This is a genomic window from Mesorhizobium sp. RCAM 06353, from assembly GCF_059683585.1.
This window is the reverse complement of sequence record NZ_CM185031.1, coordinates 2065180-2085062: the sequence shown is the minus strand read 5'-3', so window position 1 is coordinate 2085062 and position 19883 is coordinate 2065180. Positions and strand designations below refer to the sequence as shown.

22 protein-coding genes are annotated in these 19883 nt (G+C 63.2%); 9 read left to right on the top strand and 13 right to left on the bottom strand.

Annotation, left to right across the window (positions count from 1 at the left end; all coding sequences use genetic code 11):
• Positions 1 to 19 precede the first annotated feature (19 nt).
• Entirely contained in the window at positions 20 to 1015 is a 996-nt protein-coding gene (locus tag AC56QX_RS09860) for a glycosyltransferase family 2 protein (protein ID WP_497115587.1), read from the top strand.
• Positions 1016 to 1951 (top strand): glycosyltransferase family 2 protein, encoded by a 936-nt coding sequence (locus AC56QX_RS09855; protein ID WP_497115585.1) that lies wholly within the window; start codon positions 1016 to 1018, stop codon positions 1949 to 1951.
• Between the two features lie 13 nt (positions 1952 to 1964).
• On the opposite strand, the gene AC56QX_RS09850 is transcribed toward AC56QX_RS09855, so the two are convergent.
• From AC56QX_RS09850 to AC56QX_RS09840, 3 genes are all read right to left on the bottom strand, one after another.
• Positions 1965 to 2768 (bottom strand): DUF1194 domain-containing protein, encoded by an 804-nt coding sequence (locus AC56QX_RS09850; protein ID WP_497115584.1) that lies wholly within the window; start codon positions 2766 to 2768, stop codon positions 1965 to 1967.
• Positions 2769 to 2852: 84 nt separating this feature from the next.
• Positions 2853 to 4670, bottom strand: coding sequence for an ABC transporter ATP-binding protein/permease (locus AC56QX_RS09845; protein ID WP_497115582.1), 1818 nt, complete (start codon positions 4668 to 4670; stop codon positions 2853 to 2855).
• Between the two features lie 121 nt (positions 4671 to 4791).
• Entirely contained in the window at positions 4792 to 5580 is a 789-nt protein-coding gene (locus AC56QX_RS09840) for a class I SAM-dependent methyltransferase (protein WP_497115580.1), read from the bottom strand.
• A gap of 164 nt (positions 5581 to 5744) precedes the next feature.
• On the opposite strand from AC56QX_RS09840, the gene gloB reads away from it, so the two are divergent.
• From gloB to AC56QX_RS09825, 3 genes are all read left to right on the top strand, one after another.
• Positions 5745 to 6512, top strand: a complete 768-nt coding sequence (gene gloB / locus AC56QX_RS09835; protein ID WP_497115578.1) for a hydroxyacylglutathione hydrolase — start codon at positions 5745 to 5747, stop codon at positions 6510 to 6512.
• 13 nt (positions 6513 to 6525) lie between these two features.
• Positions 6526 to 6951, top strand: coding sequence for a cupin domain-containing protein (locus AC56QX_RS09830; RefSeq protein ID WP_497115576.1), 426 nt, complete (start codon positions 6526 to 6528; stop codon positions 6949 to 6951).
• Positions 6952 to 7051: 100 nt separating this feature from the next.
• Positions 7052 to 7345, top strand: a complete 294-nt coding sequence (locus tag AC56QX_RS09825) for a hypothetical protein (RefSeq protein ID WP_497115574.1) — start codon at positions 7052 to 7054, stop codon at positions 7343 to 7345.
• 56 nt (positions 7346 to 7401) lie between these two features.
• Here AC56QX_RS09825 and AC56QX_RS09820 read toward each other — a convergent pair whose 3' ends face one another.
• Genes AC56QX_RS09820 through AC56QX_RS09810 form a run of 3 tightly spaced genes read right to left on the bottom strand, consistent with a single transcriptional unit; the run spans position 7402 to position 9818 of the window.
• The gene (locus tag AC56QX_RS09820; RefSeq protein WP_497115572.1) at positions 7402 to 8076 is read right to left on the bottom strand and encodes a lysoplasmalogenase family protein; all 675 of its coding nucleotides are present in this window, start codon (positions 8074 to 8076) and stop codon (positions 7402 to 7404) included.
• On the bottom strand, positions 8073 to 8987 hold the full coding sequence (gene yddG / locus AC56QX_RS09815) for an aromatic amino acid exporter YddG (RefSeq protein WP_497115571.1): 915 nt from the start codon (positions 8985 to 8987) through the stop codon (positions 8073 to 8075). Before yddG ends, AC56QX_RS09820 begins: the two co-directional genes overlap by 4 nt.
• A 42-nt stretch (positions 8988 to 9029) precedes the next feature.
• Complete coding sequence (locus tag AC56QX_RS09810; RefSeq protein WP_497115569.1) at positions 9030 to 9818, bottom strand: DUF3108 domain-containing protein; 789 nt, start codon at positions 9816 to 9818, stop codon at positions 9030 to 9032.
• A 260-nt stretch (positions 9819 to 10078) separates the two neighbouring features.
• On the opposite strand from AC56QX_RS09810, the gene rpmB reads away from it, so the two are divergent.
• From rpmB to AC56QX_RS09795, 3 genes are all read left to right on the top strand, one after another.
• A complete protein-coding gene (rpmB, locus tag AC56QX_RS09805; protein ID WP_497115567.1) occupies positions 10079 to 10375 on the top strand; it encodes a 50S ribosomal protein L28 in 297 nt (98 codons plus the stop codon).
• 180 nt (positions 10376 to 10555) lie between these two features.
• A complete protein-coding gene (locus AC56QX_RS09800) occupies positions 10556 to 11236 on the top strand; it encodes a queuosine precursor transporter (RefSeq protein WP_497115565.1) in 681 nt (226 codons plus the stop codon).
• A 59-nt stretch (positions 11237 to 11295) separates the two neighbouring features.
• Positions 11296 to 11976: a spermidine synthase gene (locus AC56QX_RS09795; protein WP_497115563.1), complete on the top strand. Its 681-nt coding sequence runs from the start codon at positions 11296 to 11298 to the stop codon at positions 11974 to 11976.
• Between the two features lie 28 nt (positions 11977 to 12004).
• Here the strand turns inward: AC56QX_RS09795 and AC56QX_RS09790 are convergent, their stop codons facing one another.
• The 6 genes from AC56QX_RS09790 to AC56QX_RS09765 form a co-directional block, all read right to left on the bottom strand.
• On the bottom strand, positions 12005 to 12490 hold the full coding sequence (locus AC56QX_RS09790) for an SRPBCC family protein (RefSeq protein WP_497115561.1): 486 nt from the start codon (positions 12488 to 12490) through the stop codon (positions 12005 to 12007).
• Positions 12487 to 12864 carry an ArsR/SmtB family transcription factor gene (locus AC56QX_RS09785; RefSeq protein ID WP_497115560.1) on the bottom strand — a complete coding sequence of 126 codons (378 nt, stop codon included), beginning with the start codon at positions 12862 to 12864 and terminating at the stop codon, positions 12487 to 12489. The genes AC56QX_RS09790 and AC56QX_RS09785 overlap by 4 nt, the downstream gene beginning before the upstream one ends.
• Positions 12865 to 13138: 274 nt before the next feature.
• Positions 13139 to 14167: an esterase-like activity of phytase family protein gene (locus tag AC56QX_RS09780; protein ID WP_497115558.1), complete on the bottom strand. Its 1029-nt coding sequence runs from the start codon at positions 14165 to 14167 to the stop codon at positions 13139 to 13141.
• On the bottom strand, positions 14164 to 16062 hold the full coding sequence (gene cobT, locus AC56QX_RS09775) for a cobaltochelatase subunit CobT (protein WP_497115557.1): 1899 nt from the start codon (positions 16060 to 16062) through the stop codon (positions 14164 to 14166). Before cobT ends, AC56QX_RS09780 begins: the two co-directional genes overlap by 4 nt.
• Positions 16063 to 16073: 11 nt before the next feature.
• A complete protein-coding gene (cobS, locus tag AC56QX_RS09770) occupies positions 16074 to 17060 on the bottom strand; it encodes a cobaltochelatase subunit CobS (protein WP_027041764.1) in 987 nt (328 codons plus the stop codon).
• A 123-nt stretch (positions 17061 to 17183) separates the two neighbouring features.
• Positions 17184 to 17804 (bottom strand): J domain-containing protein, encoded by a 621-nt coding sequence (locus tag AC56QX_RS09765; protein WP_023776799.1) that lies wholly within the window; start codon positions 17802 to 17804, stop codon positions 17184 to 17186.
• A gap of 192 nt (positions 17805 to 17996) precedes the next feature.
• Here AC56QX_RS09765 and AC56QX_RS09760 point away from each other — a divergent pair, with 192 nt between their 5' ends.
• Positions 17997 to 18299 carry a BolA family protein gene (locus tag AC56QX_RS09760; RefSeq protein WP_497115556.1) on the top strand — a complete coding sequence of 101 codons (303 nt, stop codon included), beginning with the start codon at positions 17997 to 17999 and terminating at the stop codon, positions 18297 to 18299.
• 29 nt (positions 18300 to 18328) lie between these two features.
• On the opposite strand, the gene AC56QX_RS09755 is transcribed toward AC56QX_RS09760, so the two are convergent.
• Complete coding sequence (locus AC56QX_RS09755) at positions 18329 to 19882, bottom strand: acetolactate synthase large subunit (protein WP_497115555.1); 1554 nt, start codon at positions 19880 to 19882, stop codon at positions 18329 to 18331.
• Position 19883: the final 1 nt, after the last annotated feature.

Genomic DNA, 19883 nt, shown 5'->3' with positions numbered 1-19883 from the left:
GTAATGCTTTGGGCGGGGCATGGAACGCAAATCCCAGACCTATTCAATCGTAGTCGAAATGGAAAATGCCAAATCCATCAACGAAGATGAGATTGGCGTTTCATTTCGCGCTTTGGCGCGGGAGATAGACGGCGCAACGACGCACGATCAATACCCCAAACCGGAGGTTATTGTCGTTCACGGCGGGCAGAAGACCGAGACGCCGTTCCTCCAGCAGCGTATCGCCGAGCTTGTTCCGCAACTTGGCGCGGTTGCCAATCTGGTCTTCAGCGCCAGCACCGGCAGCCGATACTATGAGATCAAGAACGCGGGCATCGGACTGGCCACGGGCGACATCGTCATTTTCTGCGATTCCGACACGGTCATGGAAACAGGCTGGCTGCCGGCGCTCCTTAAGCCGCTACAGGATCGCAAGACGATCGCCGTGAACGGCTACACCTATCTCGGCTACGACGATTTCGCCTCGCGCGCCTTTGCACTCCTATGGTTCTTTCCGCTGCGCGACGGGGATCAGCGTTTCGCTTCCAGACGGGCGATGAACGCCAACAATTGCGCTTTTCGCAGAGACTGGTTGGCCAGCCACCCCTATCCCGCCAGCAATGGTTTCAAGGTTTCCTGCACCTTGCTCACCAGCCAATTGAAAGAGAGCGGACATGACTTCGTCCGGGTCGACGCCCGGGCCAGCCACTATCCTCCGCGCGGCTGGCGGTTTTTCTTCTGGCGCGCGCTGGTCACCGGCCGCGATGCCGACCGGAAGTATGTGGCGCTGGAATCGCCGTCGCGAGCCGCACGGGTGGTGAAGGCAACTAGGCGCTGGTTTTCGACATCCCGCCGGGTGGGCGGTCGCATCCTTACCCATGCGGCGCGGGTCGGGATGCCGATCTGGCAAATCCCGTTTGCGCTGATCGTCGGGATGATCTTTTGCACGCTGGTATTCGTTGCCCAGGCGGCCATGGCGCTGGGCCTGGTCCGCGACGAGCCGGAACACCTCCCTCTCTATGTCGGGCATAGCTGAATGGCCAAGGCCCAGGATACGGCACCCCTCATCACGGTCATCACGCCGACGCACAACCGGCGCGAAACGGTGTTGCGCGCCGTCGAAAGCGTGCTTTCCCAGAGCATGCCGAGGCTCGAGCATATCGTCGTCGACGATGGCTCCACCGATGGCACTGAGGCCGCGCTGGCCCGCATCAGCGACCCGCGGCTGATCTATGTCGGTGCGAAATGGCGAGGCGCCAACGCTGCCAGGAATGCCGGAATCGAGCGTGCGCGGGCGCCGGTGGTGACATTTCTCGATTCCGACGACGTCTACATGCCGCATCGGCTCGAACGGACCTTGGCCTGGTTCGATGACAATCCCACGCTTCAGGTGCTGCTCAGTTCGTTCGTCTCCTTGAAGAGCGGCCGCACCACCAACTGCATCAACCCCGAGGCATTCGTCAGCCCGGCGATGCTGGAGCGGACGCTTGTGGCGCAAACGATCTTCATCGCCGGCTCGGCGATATCAGCCCGCCGCGAGGCCTTGCTGGCCATTGGCGGCTATGACAGCGACATCACCCGGATGCAGGATCGGGAATTGCTGCTGCGCCTTGCCCGGCGCTTCGGCGCGCAACTGTCCGGAGATCTCGACTGGACGAAGCACAATTCGGAGAATTCGATTTCAGGCCGCCGCGACGGCTATGTCGAAGCCTATGCAAATCTGATGGGCAAGCACCCGCATATTGCCCACGCCTATCCGCACATTCCCCCCTACATGATCTCGCGCCAGCTCATTGCCGATATTCTCAGGGGCCGTTTGCCCGAGGCATTTGCCGGGTACATGGCCAACCGGTCTTCCAAGGAGCTTGGCTACTCGCTGCCGCAACTGGTCAACGGCTATGTCTGCGGCCGGCGTTGGCGCCGCGATCTCTACACCGAGTTTCGCAACAAGGTCGGCGTCCGGCCTGCCTGAATCCGTTGCAAGGTCAACGGTCGAGTTCCGGGAAATACGGATCCGACAAAAAGCGCCTGTCCCGTTCGCCTTGCAGGCAGTCGATCGGCGTGTCCGCGTCGACGGGGGTGACCCTCGCCTTGTCCTGAATACCGCTCACTTCAAGGATCAGCTTGCGCCGGATGGCGGTGGAAAATTCGGCGGCCGCATAAATCGGCAGCACGAAGGAGCCGGGGCCACCGGTCACGCATTGCGCATAGTACTGGTCGAGATGGCTGAAGGTCGTCGATGGGTTGATCAGGATCGGCAGGCCGTTGATGACGATGCCTTTGGCTGTTGCCGCATCACGCGTCGCAGTGACCGGCGGGCCGATATTGTTGGGGCCATCGCCCGATATGTCTATGACGCTGCGTTCGCCGGCGACATCCGTCCTGTCGAACAGCCCGGCGCCGAAGGCAAGTGCCGTGGAAATCGAGGTGCCGCGAAAACTCCGAAACGGACGCGCCGCCACCTTGTCGGCAAAGCGGTTGGCGCTCTCTGTGCTGTCGATGATCTGCCAATTGATGACCGCGTCGTCGCGCACCGTGCCTGCCCATTCGAAATAGGCGAGCGCGATACGGCCCGTATTGCCGGAGCGGACGGCCTGGATGAAGTCGGGATGCCGCAGCGCCTCAACATAGCCGGCGCGCTGCAGGGCGAATTCCTTCTCGTCCATCGACAGGGAGATATCGACCGCCAAAACAAGCTTGACATCAACGGCCGGCGCATCCGGCGATGAAGCGACGGGAACTGCCTGGGCGCAGGCAAGGCAGGCAAGCAGGCGCAGCGCATCAAGCATGGCCAATGCCGGGGTTGTTTCTTCGGGAAATCTTCCATTGCGATCACGGCGAAATAAGGTTTGAGCGCAACCAGAGAAAGCAGCCTACTTCTTGCGGCGGGCGGCAGCCGGCGGCGGATCGATGGCGCCGGCTCTGACGCGGGCGGGTTTCAGCGCCGGCGCGCCGGAATCCTTCACGATCGTCAGGCCACGCGGGAAGAACTGATTGTTGTGCTGGCCGCGCCCGATATTGATGATTGTGGCTCCCTTCAGATGCTTTTCCAGCATCGCCAGCACGCGGCGCAGCGCGGGTCCGTCGAACGCATCCATCGCTTCGTCGATGATCACCCATTTCGGCTGCCGCAAGGCGAGCCTGGCCACGCCCAGCAGGCGCTGTTCGTCATCGCCCAACTCATGGTCCCAGCGCCCGACGCGGTCGAGCGACGACGACAGCCGTTCAAGACCGACCTCGGCAAGCACCGCCGCAATGTCGGCATCACTCGCGGGCGCATGTCCGTTCGCGTGATTGAGCACGTCGCGCAACGTGCCGGCCGGCAAATACGGCACGCGCGGCACAAAGATAAGGGTTTCTCCAGCCGGCAGGCCGATCTTTCCGCTGCCCCAGGGCCAAAGCCCGGCAATGGAGCGGAAGAATAGCGTCTTGCCAGCGCCCGGCTCACCGGTGATCATGACGCGCTCGCCGGGGTGGATTTCGACATGCTGGTCGGAGAGTTTTGTGCAACCCTCCGGCGAGGCCACTTGAAGCTTCTCGAAGGTCAGGCTGCCATTGGCGTTTTGATCGAAGGTGATGCGCCTTTCGGTATCGTGCAGCACATCGGTTTCATCGAGCGCGATGCGGAAGTCGGCGACGCGCATCAGCGTGGCGCGCCAGTCGGCGATGCTGCCGATGTTGTTGATGAACCAGCGCAACGAAGAGTGCACCTGGTTGAAGGCGCCGACCGCCATCATCAGCCCGCCAAAGCTGATATCGCCCGAGAAATAGACCGGCGAGGCGACCAGGATCGGCGCCACGACCGTGATCCAGCCATAGGTATCGGTCACCCAGGACAGGTTGATCTGCGCGGTGTAGATGCGCCGCATGGCGCCCAGCACGGTGCCGAGGTCGAGTTCGAGCCGTTGCCTGGCATCGGCTTCGCCATGATAGAGGGCGATAGCATCGACATTCTCGTTGACGCGCACCATCGAGGAGCGCAGCTCCGCCTCTCGCGTGTAGCGGTCGCTGTTGAGGCTGATCAGCGGTCGCCCGACCAGCCAGCTCAGCCATGAGGCGATGCCGGCATAGAGGAACGCGGCCCAGACCATGTAGCCCGGTATGGCCAGCGACCAGCCGTTGACGTGGAAGACGAAGCCCGAAGACAGTTCCCACAGCACACCGACGAAGGACACGAGCAGGATGAGCGACTGTAGGAGCCCGACGCCGAGGTCGGTCGACAGGTCGGACAGATGCGCGGCATCCTGCTGCATGCGCTGGTCGGGATTGACGCCGATGGCGCCGGCATTGGCCAGCCGGAAGGCGCGCGCCGGCCGCATCCACTGGTCGATCAGGTCCAGCGTCAGCGCCTCGCGCAGCTTCAGCCGGATCATCTGGTTGAGCCAGGTCTGGCCGATATTGAGCACCAGCAGCCCGCCGGCGATCATCGCAAAGACAAGAAGCTGGTGCAGGAAAGCCGCCATGTCGCGGCGCGCGAGCGCGTCGTAGAAGGGCTGGTTCCAGCTGTTGAGCAGGACCTGGCCGATCGACGTCGCGATGATGACGGCCATGATGCCGACCGACGTCCACAGCAACCACTTGCGAACCGGCGATCCCACCAGCGCCCGCTTGATCGTCGCCACCTGATCGCGCAGGCTGCTGGCCACAGCGACCGGCTGAACGGTGGCCTGATTGTCCAGTTGATCAGCCATGTCAGGGGTCCTTGCGTTCAGGTGCGATGCTGAAACCGGATGAAGAAAGCCGCCGCCTGTCAACCAGTCCGCGAGACAGATAGGTCGGGAAAATGCCGCGCGAGGAAAGTTTCCGCCTTGATCACGAAGGTTTCACCTGGTGGGACGGCCCTGCCGCGCCTGCGGCCTCGGCCCGGCGGCCGAGACGCGTGGCGCCATGCGGCGACAGCACCGGCACGAAGACGCGGCGAGACGCGCGCTGGGCCACCGGCACACCCTGATAGAGCCGTTTCTGCGCCTCGACGACGATGACGCCGGAAAAGATCGGCCACAGACGCCGGCCGGCGCGCTCCAGCACATTGTGGAAGCGCATCATGAAGCGTCGCCGCGATGGTGGGAAGAACAGTGCATCCGACCAGGAAGCGGGCGTGAAATTCGCCTCGCGCAGCAACTCGGTGAGCTGGCCGCGTGAAAAAGGCCGGCCACTGCCGAACGGCGTATGTTCGAAACGCGCCCAGACACCGCGCCGGTTGGGCACGACGATGACGACGCGTCCCGCCGGCGACAGCACCCGCCAGATCTCGTTCAGTGTCTCGCGCGGGTTTTCGACATGTTCGAGCGAATGGACAAGCAGCATGCGGTCGATGCAGGAATCGACCAGCGGCAGTTCTTCGTCGAAGACCAGCGCCGTTGCCGTCGGCCCCGTCGCCGGCCAGACCACGGCGCCCTGCGTCGCTGGCATGAAGGCAAACACCCTCTCGGCATCGGTGCCGAACCGCTCAAGCCACGGCAACGTATAGCCGAGCCCGACCAGCCGTTCATTGGGGACAGTAGCCCATATCGACGATAGCGCCATGGTGATCGAACGTTCGGCGAACCGGCCGAGCGTTGTCGAATAGAAGGAGCGAAGGTCGACGATGTCGGAATGCATGTCAGGGATGTAGCCGTGATATCTGCCGGTTTCAACAAAGGGCCGGAGGCAGCTGACACATACGCGGATGACATTCGTCATCTCCGGGAATGACATTCAGTCATCTCGTGGATGACATCCGCCCTCTGGCGCCCTATGTCTGCGGCGACAAAGGGAGAGATGCGATGGCGGTCGAAATCGAACAGTTCATGTGCCGCAGCGATAATTTCGGCGTGCTGGTGCATGACCCCAAAAGCGGGCAGACCGCGATCATCGATGCCCCCGAGGAGGCGTCGATCCTGGCCGCGATCAAGCGCACCGGCTGGACACCGACGATGATCCTGACCACCCATCATCATATGGACCACGTGGAGGCCAATCTGGCGCTGAAGGAGCGCTTCAAGCTGCGCATCGTCGGCCCGGAAGCTGAAAAGGCCAAGATTCCCGGCATCGACCAAACCGTCGAAGAGGGCTCCGTGCTTCATCTCGGCGGGGAGCGTATCGAGGTAATCGCCACTCCCGGCCACACCGCCGGCCACGTTTCCTATCACCTGCCGGCATCAAAAGTGGCGTTCACCGCGGACACGCTGTTCGCACTGGGCTGTGGACGCCTGTTCGAGTGCAAGCCGCCGGTGATGTACGAATCGCTGAAGAAACTTGCCGCCCTTCCCGCCGCGACGTCTATCTATTGCGGTCATGAATATACGCTCGCCAACGCCCGTTTCGCACTCACTGTCGACCCGACCAATTCAGCCTTGAAGGAGCGCGCCGCCCGGATCGAGGCGCTGCGGGCCGACAACAAGCCGACGCTGCCGACGACGATCGGCGAGGAATTGTCGACCAATCCCTTCCTGCGCTGGCACGATCCCGCGATCCGCAAGCATCTCGGCATGGAAAAGGCCGGGGATGCCGAGGTGTTCGCCGAAATCCGCAAGCGCAAGGACAATTTCTGAGCACCTTCGACCGATGACCAGTTCAGCAGAAATCATCGCCACGCTCGGACTGAAGCCGCACCCGGAAGGCGGCTGGTACGCGGAGACCTTTCGTGACGAAGCCGGCGGTGTGCGCGGCCATTCAACCGCCATCTATTTCCTGCTGGAACAGCACCAGCTTTCGGCCTGGCATCGGGTCAAGGATGCGGCCGAGGTCTGGCATTTCCATGCCGGCGCGCCACTGGCGCTGTCGATGTGGGAAGAAGGCGCGTCCGTGATCGAGCAGGTGCTCGGCATCGGGCTCACGGCGGGCGAACGGCCGCAGATCGTCGTGCCGGCGGGCTGGTGGCAATCGGCGCGCAGCCTGGGCGAATGGACGCTGGTCGGCTGCACCGTCGCCCCGGGTTTCGACTTCGCCGCCTTCGAATTGGCCGCACCGGGCTGGGAGCCAGGAGAATGATCCCGAAAGGTGCGCCATTTAAACTCTGGTGCAACCAACGTCTGCCAGCCATGTTAGCCGATCCGGCTACGCACCGGATGCCCATCAAGGCCATGCCGATATGAATGATTATCGGCTGCCTATGCGAAACAAAGTGCTCATTGCCGCTTTTTCCGCAGTTGGCGTAGCAGGCCTTCTGCTCCGACCTATTTATCCAAAGAGCATCTTTGTCGCACTATTTGTAATGAGCGTGTTCTTTGCAGCGTATTCAATTTTCTACGTATGCATGTTGTTTCGCGAATGGAATGAGGTTCCGACGTTTCAGAGGCGATTGCTCATGATGATTCTTCTCACCTCTCTCGGTGTTTCCTTGTACATGATTTACCTGACACTGCGTTCCATGCTGGCGCAATGACAGTAGCTAACCACTGAGCATCATCAGCATTGGTTCATCGAATTCGACGGCAAATCCTAACCCAACAGGAACCGGAGCGTGATCGCCAGTTGGGCAGCATAGTACAAAACCCAGACGGCCAAACGCATCCAGGCGCGATGCGGTGAAATTGCGGCGACCAGAAACTTCTCCGTGGCGAGCAGCCCGTCCGATGCCATGAACAGCACCGCCCCGCCGATGACCCAGGCGCTGTTGGTGGTCAGCGCCGCCATGCCCATCGCCAAGATTGCCACGACATAGATCGCGATCGGAATACGCAGGCTGGGGCCGACCCGACGCCAGAGCGCGGCGAGCATGACGACCACGAACACCGCCAGTGCCAGCGCGATCGCCCCGCGCCAGGATTCGGTGCCGAGCAGTCCCAATCCGCCACCGCTGCGCAGGAACAGCGCGATGTAGACGATGTGGGCGACGAGGAAGCTGGCCAGCCCGCCGAGAAACGCCTTTTCGCCGTCGCGCGACAGGAAGGCGTCGCCGACCGCGCTGAGCGCAAGGGCCACGACCAGCAGCAGCGGGCCGCCTTGCAGTGCCGAAAGCACGGCAAGCATCGCCACCGCGAGCGTCTTTGCCGCCGAGCGGGCGAGGCTCGGCGGCATGCCCAGCGTGAAAGCGTAGATCACCGCCGCCACCAGCGAGAAGATCAGCGTCGCATTGGCATTGGCGTCGATGCCGCCGGCAAACGGCATGGTCATGCCCGGGCTCCGCTTTCGGATGCCCCGGCTCCGCTCTCGACTGCCGCCGGCTTGCGCAGGAACAGCGATTTCGCCGCCAGGGCGGCGCCACCGGTGATGAGCACGCAGGCGGCAAGGATGCGCAGCGACGGCTCGGCGACGCCGGCCGCGATCAGCACCAGCGTCGACAAAAGCGGCGCCGCGTAGCTTGCCGCGCCCAGCACCTGGATGTTGCCGCGCTTGACACCGATGTCCCAGGCATAGAAGGCGGCCCCCACCGGCATCAGGCCAAGGCCGAGCACCGCCAGCCACTGGCCGGCGCCGTCCGGCAGCACTGTTTGCTCCAGCGCCAGATGGCAGACGAGCGACAGCACGGCCGTCGCCGCACAGAACCAGGTGACGATGCTGGTCGGCACCGACGGGAAGCGCCGCGACAAAAGCGAATAGGACGACCACAGCACGGCGCAGACGGCGGCCATGGCGTAGCCGAAGGCGTAGCGCGCATCGAAGGCCAGCCCACCGCCCTTGGTGACGATCAGCACGGTGCCGGCAAGGCCGAGCAACGCGCCGACCACATGGTTCCACGCCAGTTTTTCGCCCGGCATCAGCGCTGAACCGAGCACGATCAGCAGCGGCCACAGATAGGCGATCAGGCTCGCCTCGACCGCCGGCGCGTTGCGCAAAGCGGTGAAATAGAAAAAATGGTAGCCGAACAGGCCGGCAATGCCGATCAGCCAAACCTGCGGCGGTATTTTCTGGTTCTTGTCGGCCGCCGGCATGAACAGCCGTGCGACAAGCCCGACGCCGGTGCCGATCGAGAAGGTGATCGCCGACAACAGGAACGGCGGCACCTTGCCGGATGCATCGGTGAGCAGCGCCAAAAGCGCCCACATGGCGACCGCCGAAAAGCCGATCAGTGTTGCGCGCCCCATGTCCTCTCCCGTGGCGCGCCCTCTTCTGTCTCGGTGGCGTGCCTATTGTACCGCTTCGAAACGCCCGGCGCTGATGGTCAAGGTGCCGATCTGAGTTCCCACCGTGGCGTGGATCGGCGCATATACGCCGGTTTGGCCGAGCGGTGCAAACGTCACCATCATACGGCTTTTGTTCCTGAGATAGTTGAGCGCCTTGCGGCCCTTGCGGTAGCCCGCCACCGGCTCGAAACCCATCCGGCAGGTGATGGTGTCGCCCTTGTAGCCCGGCACCGAGATCGTGCCTTTCGAATTGTAGGTCAGCGTCAGGTCGGCGCGCATCTCGCCGTCATAGAACTTCACCGTGCGGCCGCAGACCTGGTCGAGGCTGTCGGCATGGATGACGGTGGCGGCCATCGGATCGAGCACCGCGGCCAGGTCGCCGGCGCCAATCGGCACCCAGGCCTTGGGGTCGCGCTTGCCCGGAGCCGGGATAACCTGCGTCGAAGTCACGGCACCATTGTTGAAGCGGACATCGACCACCGAAGCCTTCTTGCCGGAGGTGTAGTCGGCACGAAATGCCTGCGGCACCAGCTTTTTGCCTGAAATCGTGCCCTTGGACGAGATCGTGCCGCGCGTGTCGTCGAACAGCTTGGCAAGGCCGGCAGCGGTCACGCTGCCTTCGATCGCGTAGGCGCCGTTCTCATAGTGACTTGAGAACGTCGATCTGGCGATAGAGAGACCGAAAAAAGAGACCGTGTATTCGCCTTTGAAGGACTGCGGCGAGGCCGCGGAAGCGGCGGACGGCAAGGCAATCACCAGTGCGGCGAAAAGGGCGTGAGAGGAACGAGGCATGGCGGGGATCGGATCCTTGATTTTCGGCCGGAGGCGGGCAACTCCGGTCTGGCATGTCCCTATGAGACCGCTTATAGGATGAAATCCGGCCTTAATATGAAATGCCGGGCGCTTCCGTGGCGAAGCCGGAGCTTGACGCCCCGGCGAAATGCAACTATGGAACGCCAACTTTTTCCATAAGGCCGCCTGACCAGAACCGCGCGCCACCCGGCGTGGGCACAAAGGTTTGGCAGGTCCCGAGAGAATTGAAGGTTAGAATTATGTCCCGCACCTGCGAACTCACTGCCAAGGCAGTCCAGACCGGCAACAATGTGAGCCACGCCAACAACAAGACCAAGCGTCGCTTCCTGCCGAACCTCGTCAATGTGACGCTGATTTCGGAAGCGCTGAACCAGAATGTGCGCCTGCGCATCTCGGCCAACGCGCTGCGTTCGGTCGAACATCGCGGTGGCCTCGACGCCTTCCTGGCCAAGGCCGACGCCAAGGAACTGTCGCAGCGCGCGCGTCTCTTGAAGAAGCAGATCGCCAAGAAGCTGGCCGAACGGGTCGCTGCGTAACATCAGATAAAGGCGGGGGACGATCGCCCTGGCCAACCTTTTGTTGGCCTCTGGCCAACCTCTCGTTGGCCGCAGGCATCGGATAGATCCGCAAGGTTCGACATCCGGTGCTCAACTACGAAGCGAGCACCGCCCCTATCGGTATGATGCTCCGCTGGTTCCATTACCCAGGATAAAAAAATGACTTCCTTCTCGCGATATTTGCCCTTCGTGGCCGCCATGGCGCTTGTCGTCGTGGCGTCGAACATCCTCGTGCAGTTCCCGATGCAGGGCCAGATCGGCAGCCTGTCGCTGGCCGACCTGCTGACCTGGGGCGCTTTCACCTATCCCTTCTCGTTCCTGGTCACAGACCTCGCCAACCGCCGCTACGGGCCTGCCGTGGCGCGCCGGATCGTCTTTGTCGGCTTCATGACGGCAGTGGTCTGCTCGATCCTCGTTCCGCCCTTCCTGTTTCGCCATGGCCTGATCGAATTCGAGACCGCCGCCGACCGGCTGGTGCGCATTGCCGCGGCTTCGGGCGCCGCGTTCCTGTCCGCGCAATTGCTCGACGTCACCGTGTTCAACCGGCTGCGCCAGCAGAGCTGGTGGCGGGCGCCCATCGTCGGCACGCTGGTCGGCTCGGTGTTCGACACCATGGTCTTCTTCACCGTCGCCTTCTCGGCAGCCTTCGCCTTCGCCGGCCCAAACGACAGTTTCGCGCTCGAAACGGCGCCGCTGATGGGTGTCTTCCACGTCGACGCCATGCGCTGGATATCCTGGGCGCTCGGTGACCTCTCGGTGAAGCTGATCATCGCCATCGTGGCATTGATCCCCTATCGGCTGCTCGCCACCCGTTGGAGCCAGCCGGCAGTCGCGGCCTAGACCATGATCCCGAAAAGTGGCCGCCGGTTTTCGGAAAAGATCATGGTCAGACAAAGATCATGATCCCCTGGGTCCAGCTCGATTCGGCAAAGACCGGGGATGGTGCCCAAGAACTTCGCCTCAAGCGGCGCGGCAGCGAATTCTCGATCATGCTCGGCACCAACGAGCTGATGAACAGCCGCCTGAGCGGTTCCGAGCAGGCGCTGGCGAAACTGTCCTGTGAAAGGATCACGGGCCATCGGCAGCCGAGGATCCTGATCGGCGGGCTTGGCATGGGTTTTACATTGCGCGCCGCCTTGGCCGAGTTGGGCAACGATGCCGAAATCGTTGTCGCGGAGCTGGTGCCGGCAGTCGTCGCCTGGGCCCGCGGCCCGATGGCGGAAGTGTTTGGCGGCTGTCTCGATGATCCCCGCGTCACCATAGAGGAGACCGATGTCGGGCAATTGATACGGTCTAAGCCAGCAGCCTGGGACGCCATCCTGCTCGACGTCGACAATGGCCCGGAAGGCATCGTCCACAAGAGCAATGACGCCCTCTACAGCCTGGCAGGCCTCGGCGCCGGGCGCAGTGCCCTCAAGCCGGGCGGCGTGCTGGCCGTGTGGTCGCAGGGGCCGGACAGCGGCTTTGTCAGGCGGCTGAAGCAAGCGGGCTTCGCGGTCGAGGAGGTCAACACGCGCGCCAACGGCAAGCGTGGCGCGCGCCATGTCATCTGGATCGCCATCAACAGCTCACGGTCCTGACTGAAGCCGTCGCTGGTGGCGTTCAGGTTTAGTTTGACTTCTGCAGTTCGGCGCCAAGGGCCTCCAGCAGGCCCCGGGTCCCCTCTTCCCGCCCCTGGGCAGAATCGACGCCGTCGAAGAAGGCGCCCTGTTCGGTATAGGTCAGCCTGGTGCCGTTGCCCGAGGGTGTCAGCTCCACCGTGGTCAGCGACGCCGACATGGGCTGCGACCCGACTGCCATCCTGTAGGAAAACACGATGCGCTGGTCCGGAACGATGTCCTGAAACTGGGCGTCGAGCCTGACCTCCGGGCCGCCGCCATAGCTGAAGCGCGACACCTCGCCGCCGCCGACACGAAAATCGAAGCTGAATTCGGCGATGGTGAAACCGTCGCCGTCGACCCGCCAGCGCCGCACCGTGGCCTTGTCGGCAAAGGCATGGAAGACTTTGGCAGGCGGTTGCGGATAGGTCCGCTCGATGGTGAATGTGGAGTGGATGACGGAATGCTCGTCCTTCACGGGGGCGATCTGGTTCATTGCTGTTCGTCCTTTTCCTGATTCTTCTTGGGGGATGGGCCTTTTGGGGATGGGTCAATCTCGGCCAGGATCTGGCCAAGCCGGTCGAGGTGGCGTTCCGCCGGTATGCGGCGTTCGGCAATCCAGTCGGCGAGCGGGGCGAGCCCGCCCGGTTCGATCCGGCAGGTGCGCACCCGCCCGATCTTTTCGCTGCGGATAAGCCCACAGGCCTCCAGCACCTGCAGATGCTGCAGTACGGCGGCAAACGTCATGCCGAACGGCTCCGCCAGCTGGCTGACGGTGGCCGGTCCGCGGCTCAACCGTTCCAGGATCTGCCGGCGGGTCGGCTCGACCAGAGCGCGAAGGATGCTGTCGATCTCGGAATAGTTAAGCATGGACTTGAGTATTGCGCCGATCGCATGAATAGTCAAGTCTGAACTAAAGTGTTTTGATCAGCGTAGATCGAGTGACGAACAGTCGACCCCCACTCCGTCGAGCTGCGCTCGACACCTCCCGATCGACGGGGGAGAGCAAAGGTGCCAAGCGATTCCGGCTGGCGCCTTTCCTCTCCCTCCGGAGGGGGAGAGGTGGCGCTGCGAAGCAGCGACGGAGTGGGGAAGGCGTCCGACCAGATCGAACCAGCCGTTAGGTTCGCAGTTGGCGCGCCGCTCAATCCTGGTGGAGGATAAATTCCAGATAGAGATTGCGCTGAAGGATCGAGTGGTTGTCGTCGGAGATCAGCGAGACCATCAGCGCGCCGTCGTCGCGGGTCCAGACGTCGAGCCCTTCCATATTGTCGATCTGGTAGCCCATGTCGGCGTCCAGCAGCACCGGCCCGTCGGCGACAGCGCCCTTCTCGACACTCTCGCCATAGATGCGCCGTAGCCGCATCTTGAGGCCGCCAGCCATCGAAAAGCTGCGCTCCAGCAGCAAAAGGTCGCCATCCGGCAGGAAGGCGCCATCGGTGATGTCGAAGTCGCCGTTGCGCTTGACGGTGAAGACGCCCTTGTGCGGCCCTTCGATGATGGCGGCATAGATGTTGCCCGCCTTGTCGAGGCTCTTTTCCGAGACCACGACCAGACCGCCCTGGTGCTGGCCATTGGCATTGGCATGGGTGACGGTCTCGAAGCCGCGGTTCTGGCGCAGCTCCCGCGCCGGCACCAGGAAATCCAGCTGCCGCAACGGCGCCTTCATATCACTAGGGTCGATCCTGAACTGGGCGACGCGGTGGTTGCGCTCGAAACCGACCGTGGCGATGCCATCCTTCACCGCGAGGCCTTCGGCATCGACTTCCCATTTCTCGTCGATCGGCTGGCCGCTCTGATCGACCATCTGCTGCATGCGAAAGTTCTGGATGCCGATAGGCCGCTTGTCGGCGTCGCGGGCCAACGTGCCGAAGAACCAGTAGCCGGTGTCGGCTACGCCGACGAAATCGCTGCCCGCCTTCAGAAACCGGAAGGCCGACAGCGCGCCGAAATCGCGCGACGGCGAGGTCATTTCCAGCCCGCCGACGAATTCAAGCGGACCGAACTGCTTGTCGGTGCGGCCAATACGGAATTCGGTGATCGGGCGGGCCGAAACCTCGATGGGCTCAACTGGAGCCGACCCAACCGAACCGGCTGGCGCCGAAGCGACGCCGACGAGCAGGGCGATGACGGCGAAAAGCGCCTGCCGAAACCCGCCGCGCGAAAAGATCATCCGGCGCGCCGCATGCCGCCACGCCGCGTGTCGCGGGCGCTTTCCTCGGCAAACAGCGAAGCCAGTTGCTCGGTCATGGCGCCGGCCAGTTCCTCGGCATCGACGATGGTGACGGCGCGGCGATAATAACGCGTGACGTCATGACCGATGCCGATGGCCAGCAGTTCCACCGGCGAGCGCGTCTCGATCAGTTCGATGACGGCCCGCAAATGGCGTTCGAGATAATTGCCCGGGTTCACCGAAAGCGTCGAATCGTCGACCGGCGCACCATCCGAGATCATCATCAGGATCTTGCGCTGCTCCGGGCGTGCGATCAGCCGGTTGTGCGCCCACAGCAGCGCCTCACCGTCGATATTTTCCTTGAGCAGGCCTTCGCGCATCATCAGGCCGAGATTGCGCCGTGCCCGACGCCACGGATGGTCGGCGGATTTGTAGATGATGTGGCGCAGATCGTTGAGCCGGCCGGGGTTCGGCGGCTTGCCGTCCTTCAGCCACTTCTCGCGCGCCTGGCCGCCCTTCCACGCCCGCGTGGTGAAGCCGAGGATCTCGACCGAGACGCCACAGCGCTCCAGCGTGCGTGCCAATATGTCGGCGCAGGTGGCGGCAACCGTGATCGGCCGGCCACGCATCGAGCCCGAATTGTCGAGCACCAGCGTCACCACCGTGTCGCGGAATTTGGTGTCGCGTTCCTGCTTGAAGGACAGCGGCTGCATCGGGTCGATGACGACGCGTACCAGCCGCGCCGGATCGAGATAGCCCTCTTCCAGGTCGAAATCCCAGGACCTGTTCTGCTGCGCCATCAGCCGGCGCTGCAGCCGGTTGGCCAGCCGCCCAACGACGCCGGACAGATTGGCCAGCTGCTTGTCGAGGAAGGCACGGAGCCGGTCGAGCTCTTCCTCTTCACAAAGCTCCTCGGCGCCAACCGTCTCGTCGAAAGCGGTGGTGTAGACCTTGTAGTCGATTTCCTTTGGCAGATTGGTGAAGGGATTGTCGTTGCGCCTAGCCTCGCCGGGCGTCTCGGCATCGGCGTCGTCATCGTCGGACAGATCGTCGGCGGTGGCGTCGGAGGCTTCGGTTTCCGACGATTGCTCGTCATCGGCCGAGGCCTCCGCATCCTCGGACTGCGACTGCTCGGAGCCGGAATCCTCTTCGCCGCCTTCCTCGCTCTGCTCCTCGCCTTGCGGCTGGTTGTCGTCATTGTCCTCGGAGTCTTCGGTCTCCTGGTCGTCGCCGAGTTCCTCGGCCATTTCCATGGAGGCGAGCATCTCGCGCACGACGCGGGCGAAGGCCTGCTGGTCGCCGAGCTTGGCCGACAGGCCATCGAGGTCGGCCTTGGCCTTTTCCTCGACCCAGGGGCGCCAGAGTTCGACCAGCCGCTCGCCGCTCTTCGGGATCGGCCGGCCGGTCAGCTTCTCGCGCACCATCAGCGCCAGCGCTTCCTCGATCGGCGCGTCCGCCTTGTCCTTGACATCGACCAGATTGGCCTTGGCGTATTTGTCCTCCAGCATCGAGCCGATATTGTCGGCGACGCCTTGCATGGCGCGGCTGCCGATCGCTTCGACGCGGGCCTGCTCGACCGCGTCATAGATGGCACGGGCGGCCTTGCCTTCCGGCGCCAGCTTGGTGTGGATGCGTACATCATGGCAGGCGCGCTTCAGCGCCATGGAATCGCCGAGGCCACGGGTGATCGCGATGTCGGTCTTCGACGCTTTCTTCGGCAGTTCGGGCAAACGCGCGCGGCTGCCGGCGAGCGCCGGCCTGTCCTTGGCGAAGCCGACTTCGAGCTCCTTGTCGCCGGCAATGGCGCGCATGCAGACGGTGACGGCTCGTTTGAAGCTGTCTGCTTCAGACCCCGTCTTCGACTTGTTGCGCGTGTTGTCGCCCGGACCCGCCATCGAGACCCTGCTTAGCCCAGCACCACGTTGGCAGCACTTTCCGGCAGATCCTCGCCGAAGGCGCGCTGGTAGAACTCGGCCACCACCGAGCGCTCCAGTTCGTCGCACTTGTTGAGGAAGGTCAGCCGGAACGCCATGCCGATATTACCGAAAATCTCGGCATTCTCGGCCCAGGTGATGACGGTACGCGGGCTCATCACAGTCGACAGATCGCCGTTGATAAAGGCCGAGCGCGTCATGTCGGCGACGCGCACCATCTTGTTGACGATGTCCTTGCCCTTGCTGTCGCGATAGTGCTTGGCCTTGGCCAGCACGATGGCGACTTCATTGTCGTGCGGCAGATAGTTCAGCGTGGTGACGATCGACCAGCGGTCCATCTGCGCCTGGTTGATCTGCTGGGTGCCGTGATAGAGGCCGGTGGTGTCGCCGAGGCCGACCGTGTTGGCGGTCGAGAACAGGCGGAACGCCGGATGCGGACGGATGACCCGGCTCTGGTCGAGCAGCGTCAGCCGGCCCGACGATTCCAGCACGCGCTGGATGACGAACATCACGTCCGGGCGGCCGGCGTCATACTCGTCGAAGCACAGCGCGACATTGTGCTGATAGGCCCATGGCAGGATGCCGTCGCGGAATTCCGTGATCTGCAAGCCGTCCTTGACGACGATCGCGTCCTTGCCGACGAGATCGATGCGGCTGACATGGCTGTCGAGGTTGACGCGCACGCAGGGCCAGTTGAGGCGGGCGGCGACCTGTTCGATATGGGTCGATTTGCCGGTGCCGTGATAGCCCGAGACCATGACGCGGCGGTTGTAGGCAAAGCCAGCGAGGATCGCCAAGGTCGTCGCCTTGTCGAACAGATAGTCCGGATCAATGTCAGGCACATGTTCGCTGGTTACCGAATAGGCCGGCACCACCATCTTGGACTCGAAGCCGAATTTCTCCTTCACCGACACCGTCGTGTCGGGCAGGTTGGCGATGTCGCGATCGACCTTGTTCATATCTCTCAACGTCTCCACGGGCGAAACGTCCCGTTTCGCCGGCAATCGATTTTGTTCGGGGGCGGTCTTAAAGCCTTTTCCAACCTTATGAAAGTTGGAAAACGACACAAACCATAGGGTCGCTCAGCACAGGCCCGCCTGTTTGAGCACGCGATAGGCCTGCAGCACATCGCGGAACCGGTCTTCCGAACCTCTATCGCCACCATTCGCATCCGGATGGTGACGTTTCACCAGTTCCTTATAGCGCGCCTTGATATCCTTGCCAGTCGCCTTTGTATCAAGGCCAAGCGTTTCCAGCGCCTTGGCCTCAAGCGGCTTGGCCTTGCGCTCGCGCGCCTCGCGCGGATCCTTCGGTCCCTTGAACAGGTCGAACGGGTCGCGCATGCGGTTGTAGTAGCCGGCGCGGCCGGAGCGCATCTGCGCCATATCGGGCGACGAACGCGTCGAGGCGCCGTTGACGCCCATCTTCCAGGTCGGCCGATGGCCGGTCATCGCTTCCTTCTGGAAGCGCGCGACCTCGGTGTCCGGCACGCCGGAAAAATAGTTGAAGCCCTTGTTGTATTCGCGCACATGGTCGAAGCAGAAACGGAAATACTCGCCCTCCTTCATCCGTCCGACCGGCGCGCGATGGGTGCCCGCTTCCTTGCAGCCATCCCACTGGCAAATCGGCGAGTGCGACTTCAGCTCCGCGTCCTTGTCGGGGCGGACGCGAATCTTCTCGAAATATTTGGGATACGGCTTCATCTAACCCATTTATGGGGCGTTCGCAGATGCGAAACAAGAATTGACATTTTCGCGATCATCGCCCTAACCGCTGAATCGCGGCTTAAAGCAGGCGAATGGCGAATTTAGTTGCGAAACAGCGGCCCCCCTTGTGAAACCGGTTTCCGGTTTTCACGCTGGTGCGCCAGCCATATGTGGTGAAGGGAGACGGCGATGTCCATACAGGCGACCATGGAAGACAAGCTCAACAAGGCATTTTCGCCGGAGCGAATGGTCATCATCAACGAAAGCCATCTCCACGCCGGCCACCATCATCACGGCTCCGACCATCATGGCGCCTATGACGGCACCGGCGAGACGCATTTTCGCGTCCGCGTCGTCTCATCCACTTTTGCCGGCATGAGCCGCATCGACCGCCACCGCGCCGTCAACGAATTGCTGGCCGACGAGTTGAAGGCCGGTGTGCACGCGCTGGCGATCGAACCGGCGGCACCTGGTGAAAAGACCCGCTGGTAGGCCAGATCCACTCTCGCTGAACTGGGCGGTCAGATCACAGCTTCGATCAGGAACGGCCCGCGCCGCGACAAGGCGCTGTCCAGCAGTGCGTCGAACCGCTCGCACGTGTCGGCACGCGCCGCCTCCACGCCCATGCCTTTGGCCAGCGACACCCAGTCCAGCGCGGGATGGTCGAGGTCGAGCATGCGCCTGGCGTTCTCGCCTATCGCATTGACACCGACATTGCGCATCTCGCCATGCAGGATCGCATAGGTCCGGTTGGCAAAGACGATCGTCACCACGTCGAGATTTTCCCGCGCCTGCGTCCACAGGCCCTGCACCGTGTACATGCCGCTGCCATCGGCCTCCAGATTGATCACCTTGCGGTCGGGGCAAGCGATCGCCGCGCCGGTTGCCATCGGAATGCCGCCGCCGATCGATCCGCCGGTGCCCATCATGTAATCGTGCGGCGCGGCAAAGGCCGACAGCGCGAAGAAGCGCCGCGCCGAAGTGACCGCCTCGTCGCAGACGATCGCATTGTCCGGCAGCTTGCGCGCCACCGACAGCGCGATGGCGTCGTCCGTCAGTCTGCCGCTCGGCGCAGCCTCGTCCGGAAAAGCGGTCGCGAACACCGTCTGTTGCGACGGCTTGACGCCGAGCTCATCGCGAAGCGCTTCCAGCGCAGCATGCAGGTCCTGACCATGAGCGGCGAGCGTCAGCACCTGGCAGTCGTCGCGAACCAGCCGGCCCGGCTTTCCCGGATAGGCGAAGAACGCGACCGGCTCCTTGCCGCCCACCAGCACCAGAACGTCGATATCCCTGAGCAACGCCGTCGCCGCATCGATTGGATAGGGAATGCGGGTTGGCGCGACACGCCCACGCCCGCGGTGCATCCGCGCGATCAAAACCTCGCTGAACAGGCGGACATTGCAGGCCGTCGAGATCTGGCCGGCAATCGCGAGCGCATCGGCCCGCGCCGCCCGGCCGCGAACGATCATGCCGACACGGCCCGGAGCGGCTCGGATCGCAGCGGCGGTCTGGCGCACGGCATCCCTGTCGATCGCAGGCGGCGGTGAAAGGACGACCTTGCCCGGCGATGCCGGGGCAGCGCCACCCCATGCAGCATCCGCCGGCAGGATCAGCGTCGTGACGCAGGGCGGCGTCAGCGAGGCGCGGAAAGCCTCCTCCGTGGCCGGCTGAACGTCGGCTGGCCCCGCGATGCGGCGAACCCAGTTGGACATCGGCGCCGCCAGGCCTTCGATATCACTGGTCAGCGGCGCATCGAGCGGCAGATGGTAGGAGGCATGGTCGCCGACGATGTTGATCATCGGCGTCCTGGCGCGGCGGGCGTTGTGCATGTTGGCCAGCCCGTTGGCCAGGCCCGGGCCTGTGTGCAGCAAAGTCGCGGCCGGACGATCGGTCATGCGCGCATAGCCGTCGGCGGCACCGGTCACCACGCCCTCGAACAGGCCGAGCACGCAGCGCATCTCAGGCTTGCGGTCGAGCGCGGCAACAAAATGCATTTCGGATGTGCCGGGATTGGCGAAGCAGACCGTCACATCATTGGCCAGCAGCACGTCGCACAGAACATCGGCGCCATTCATG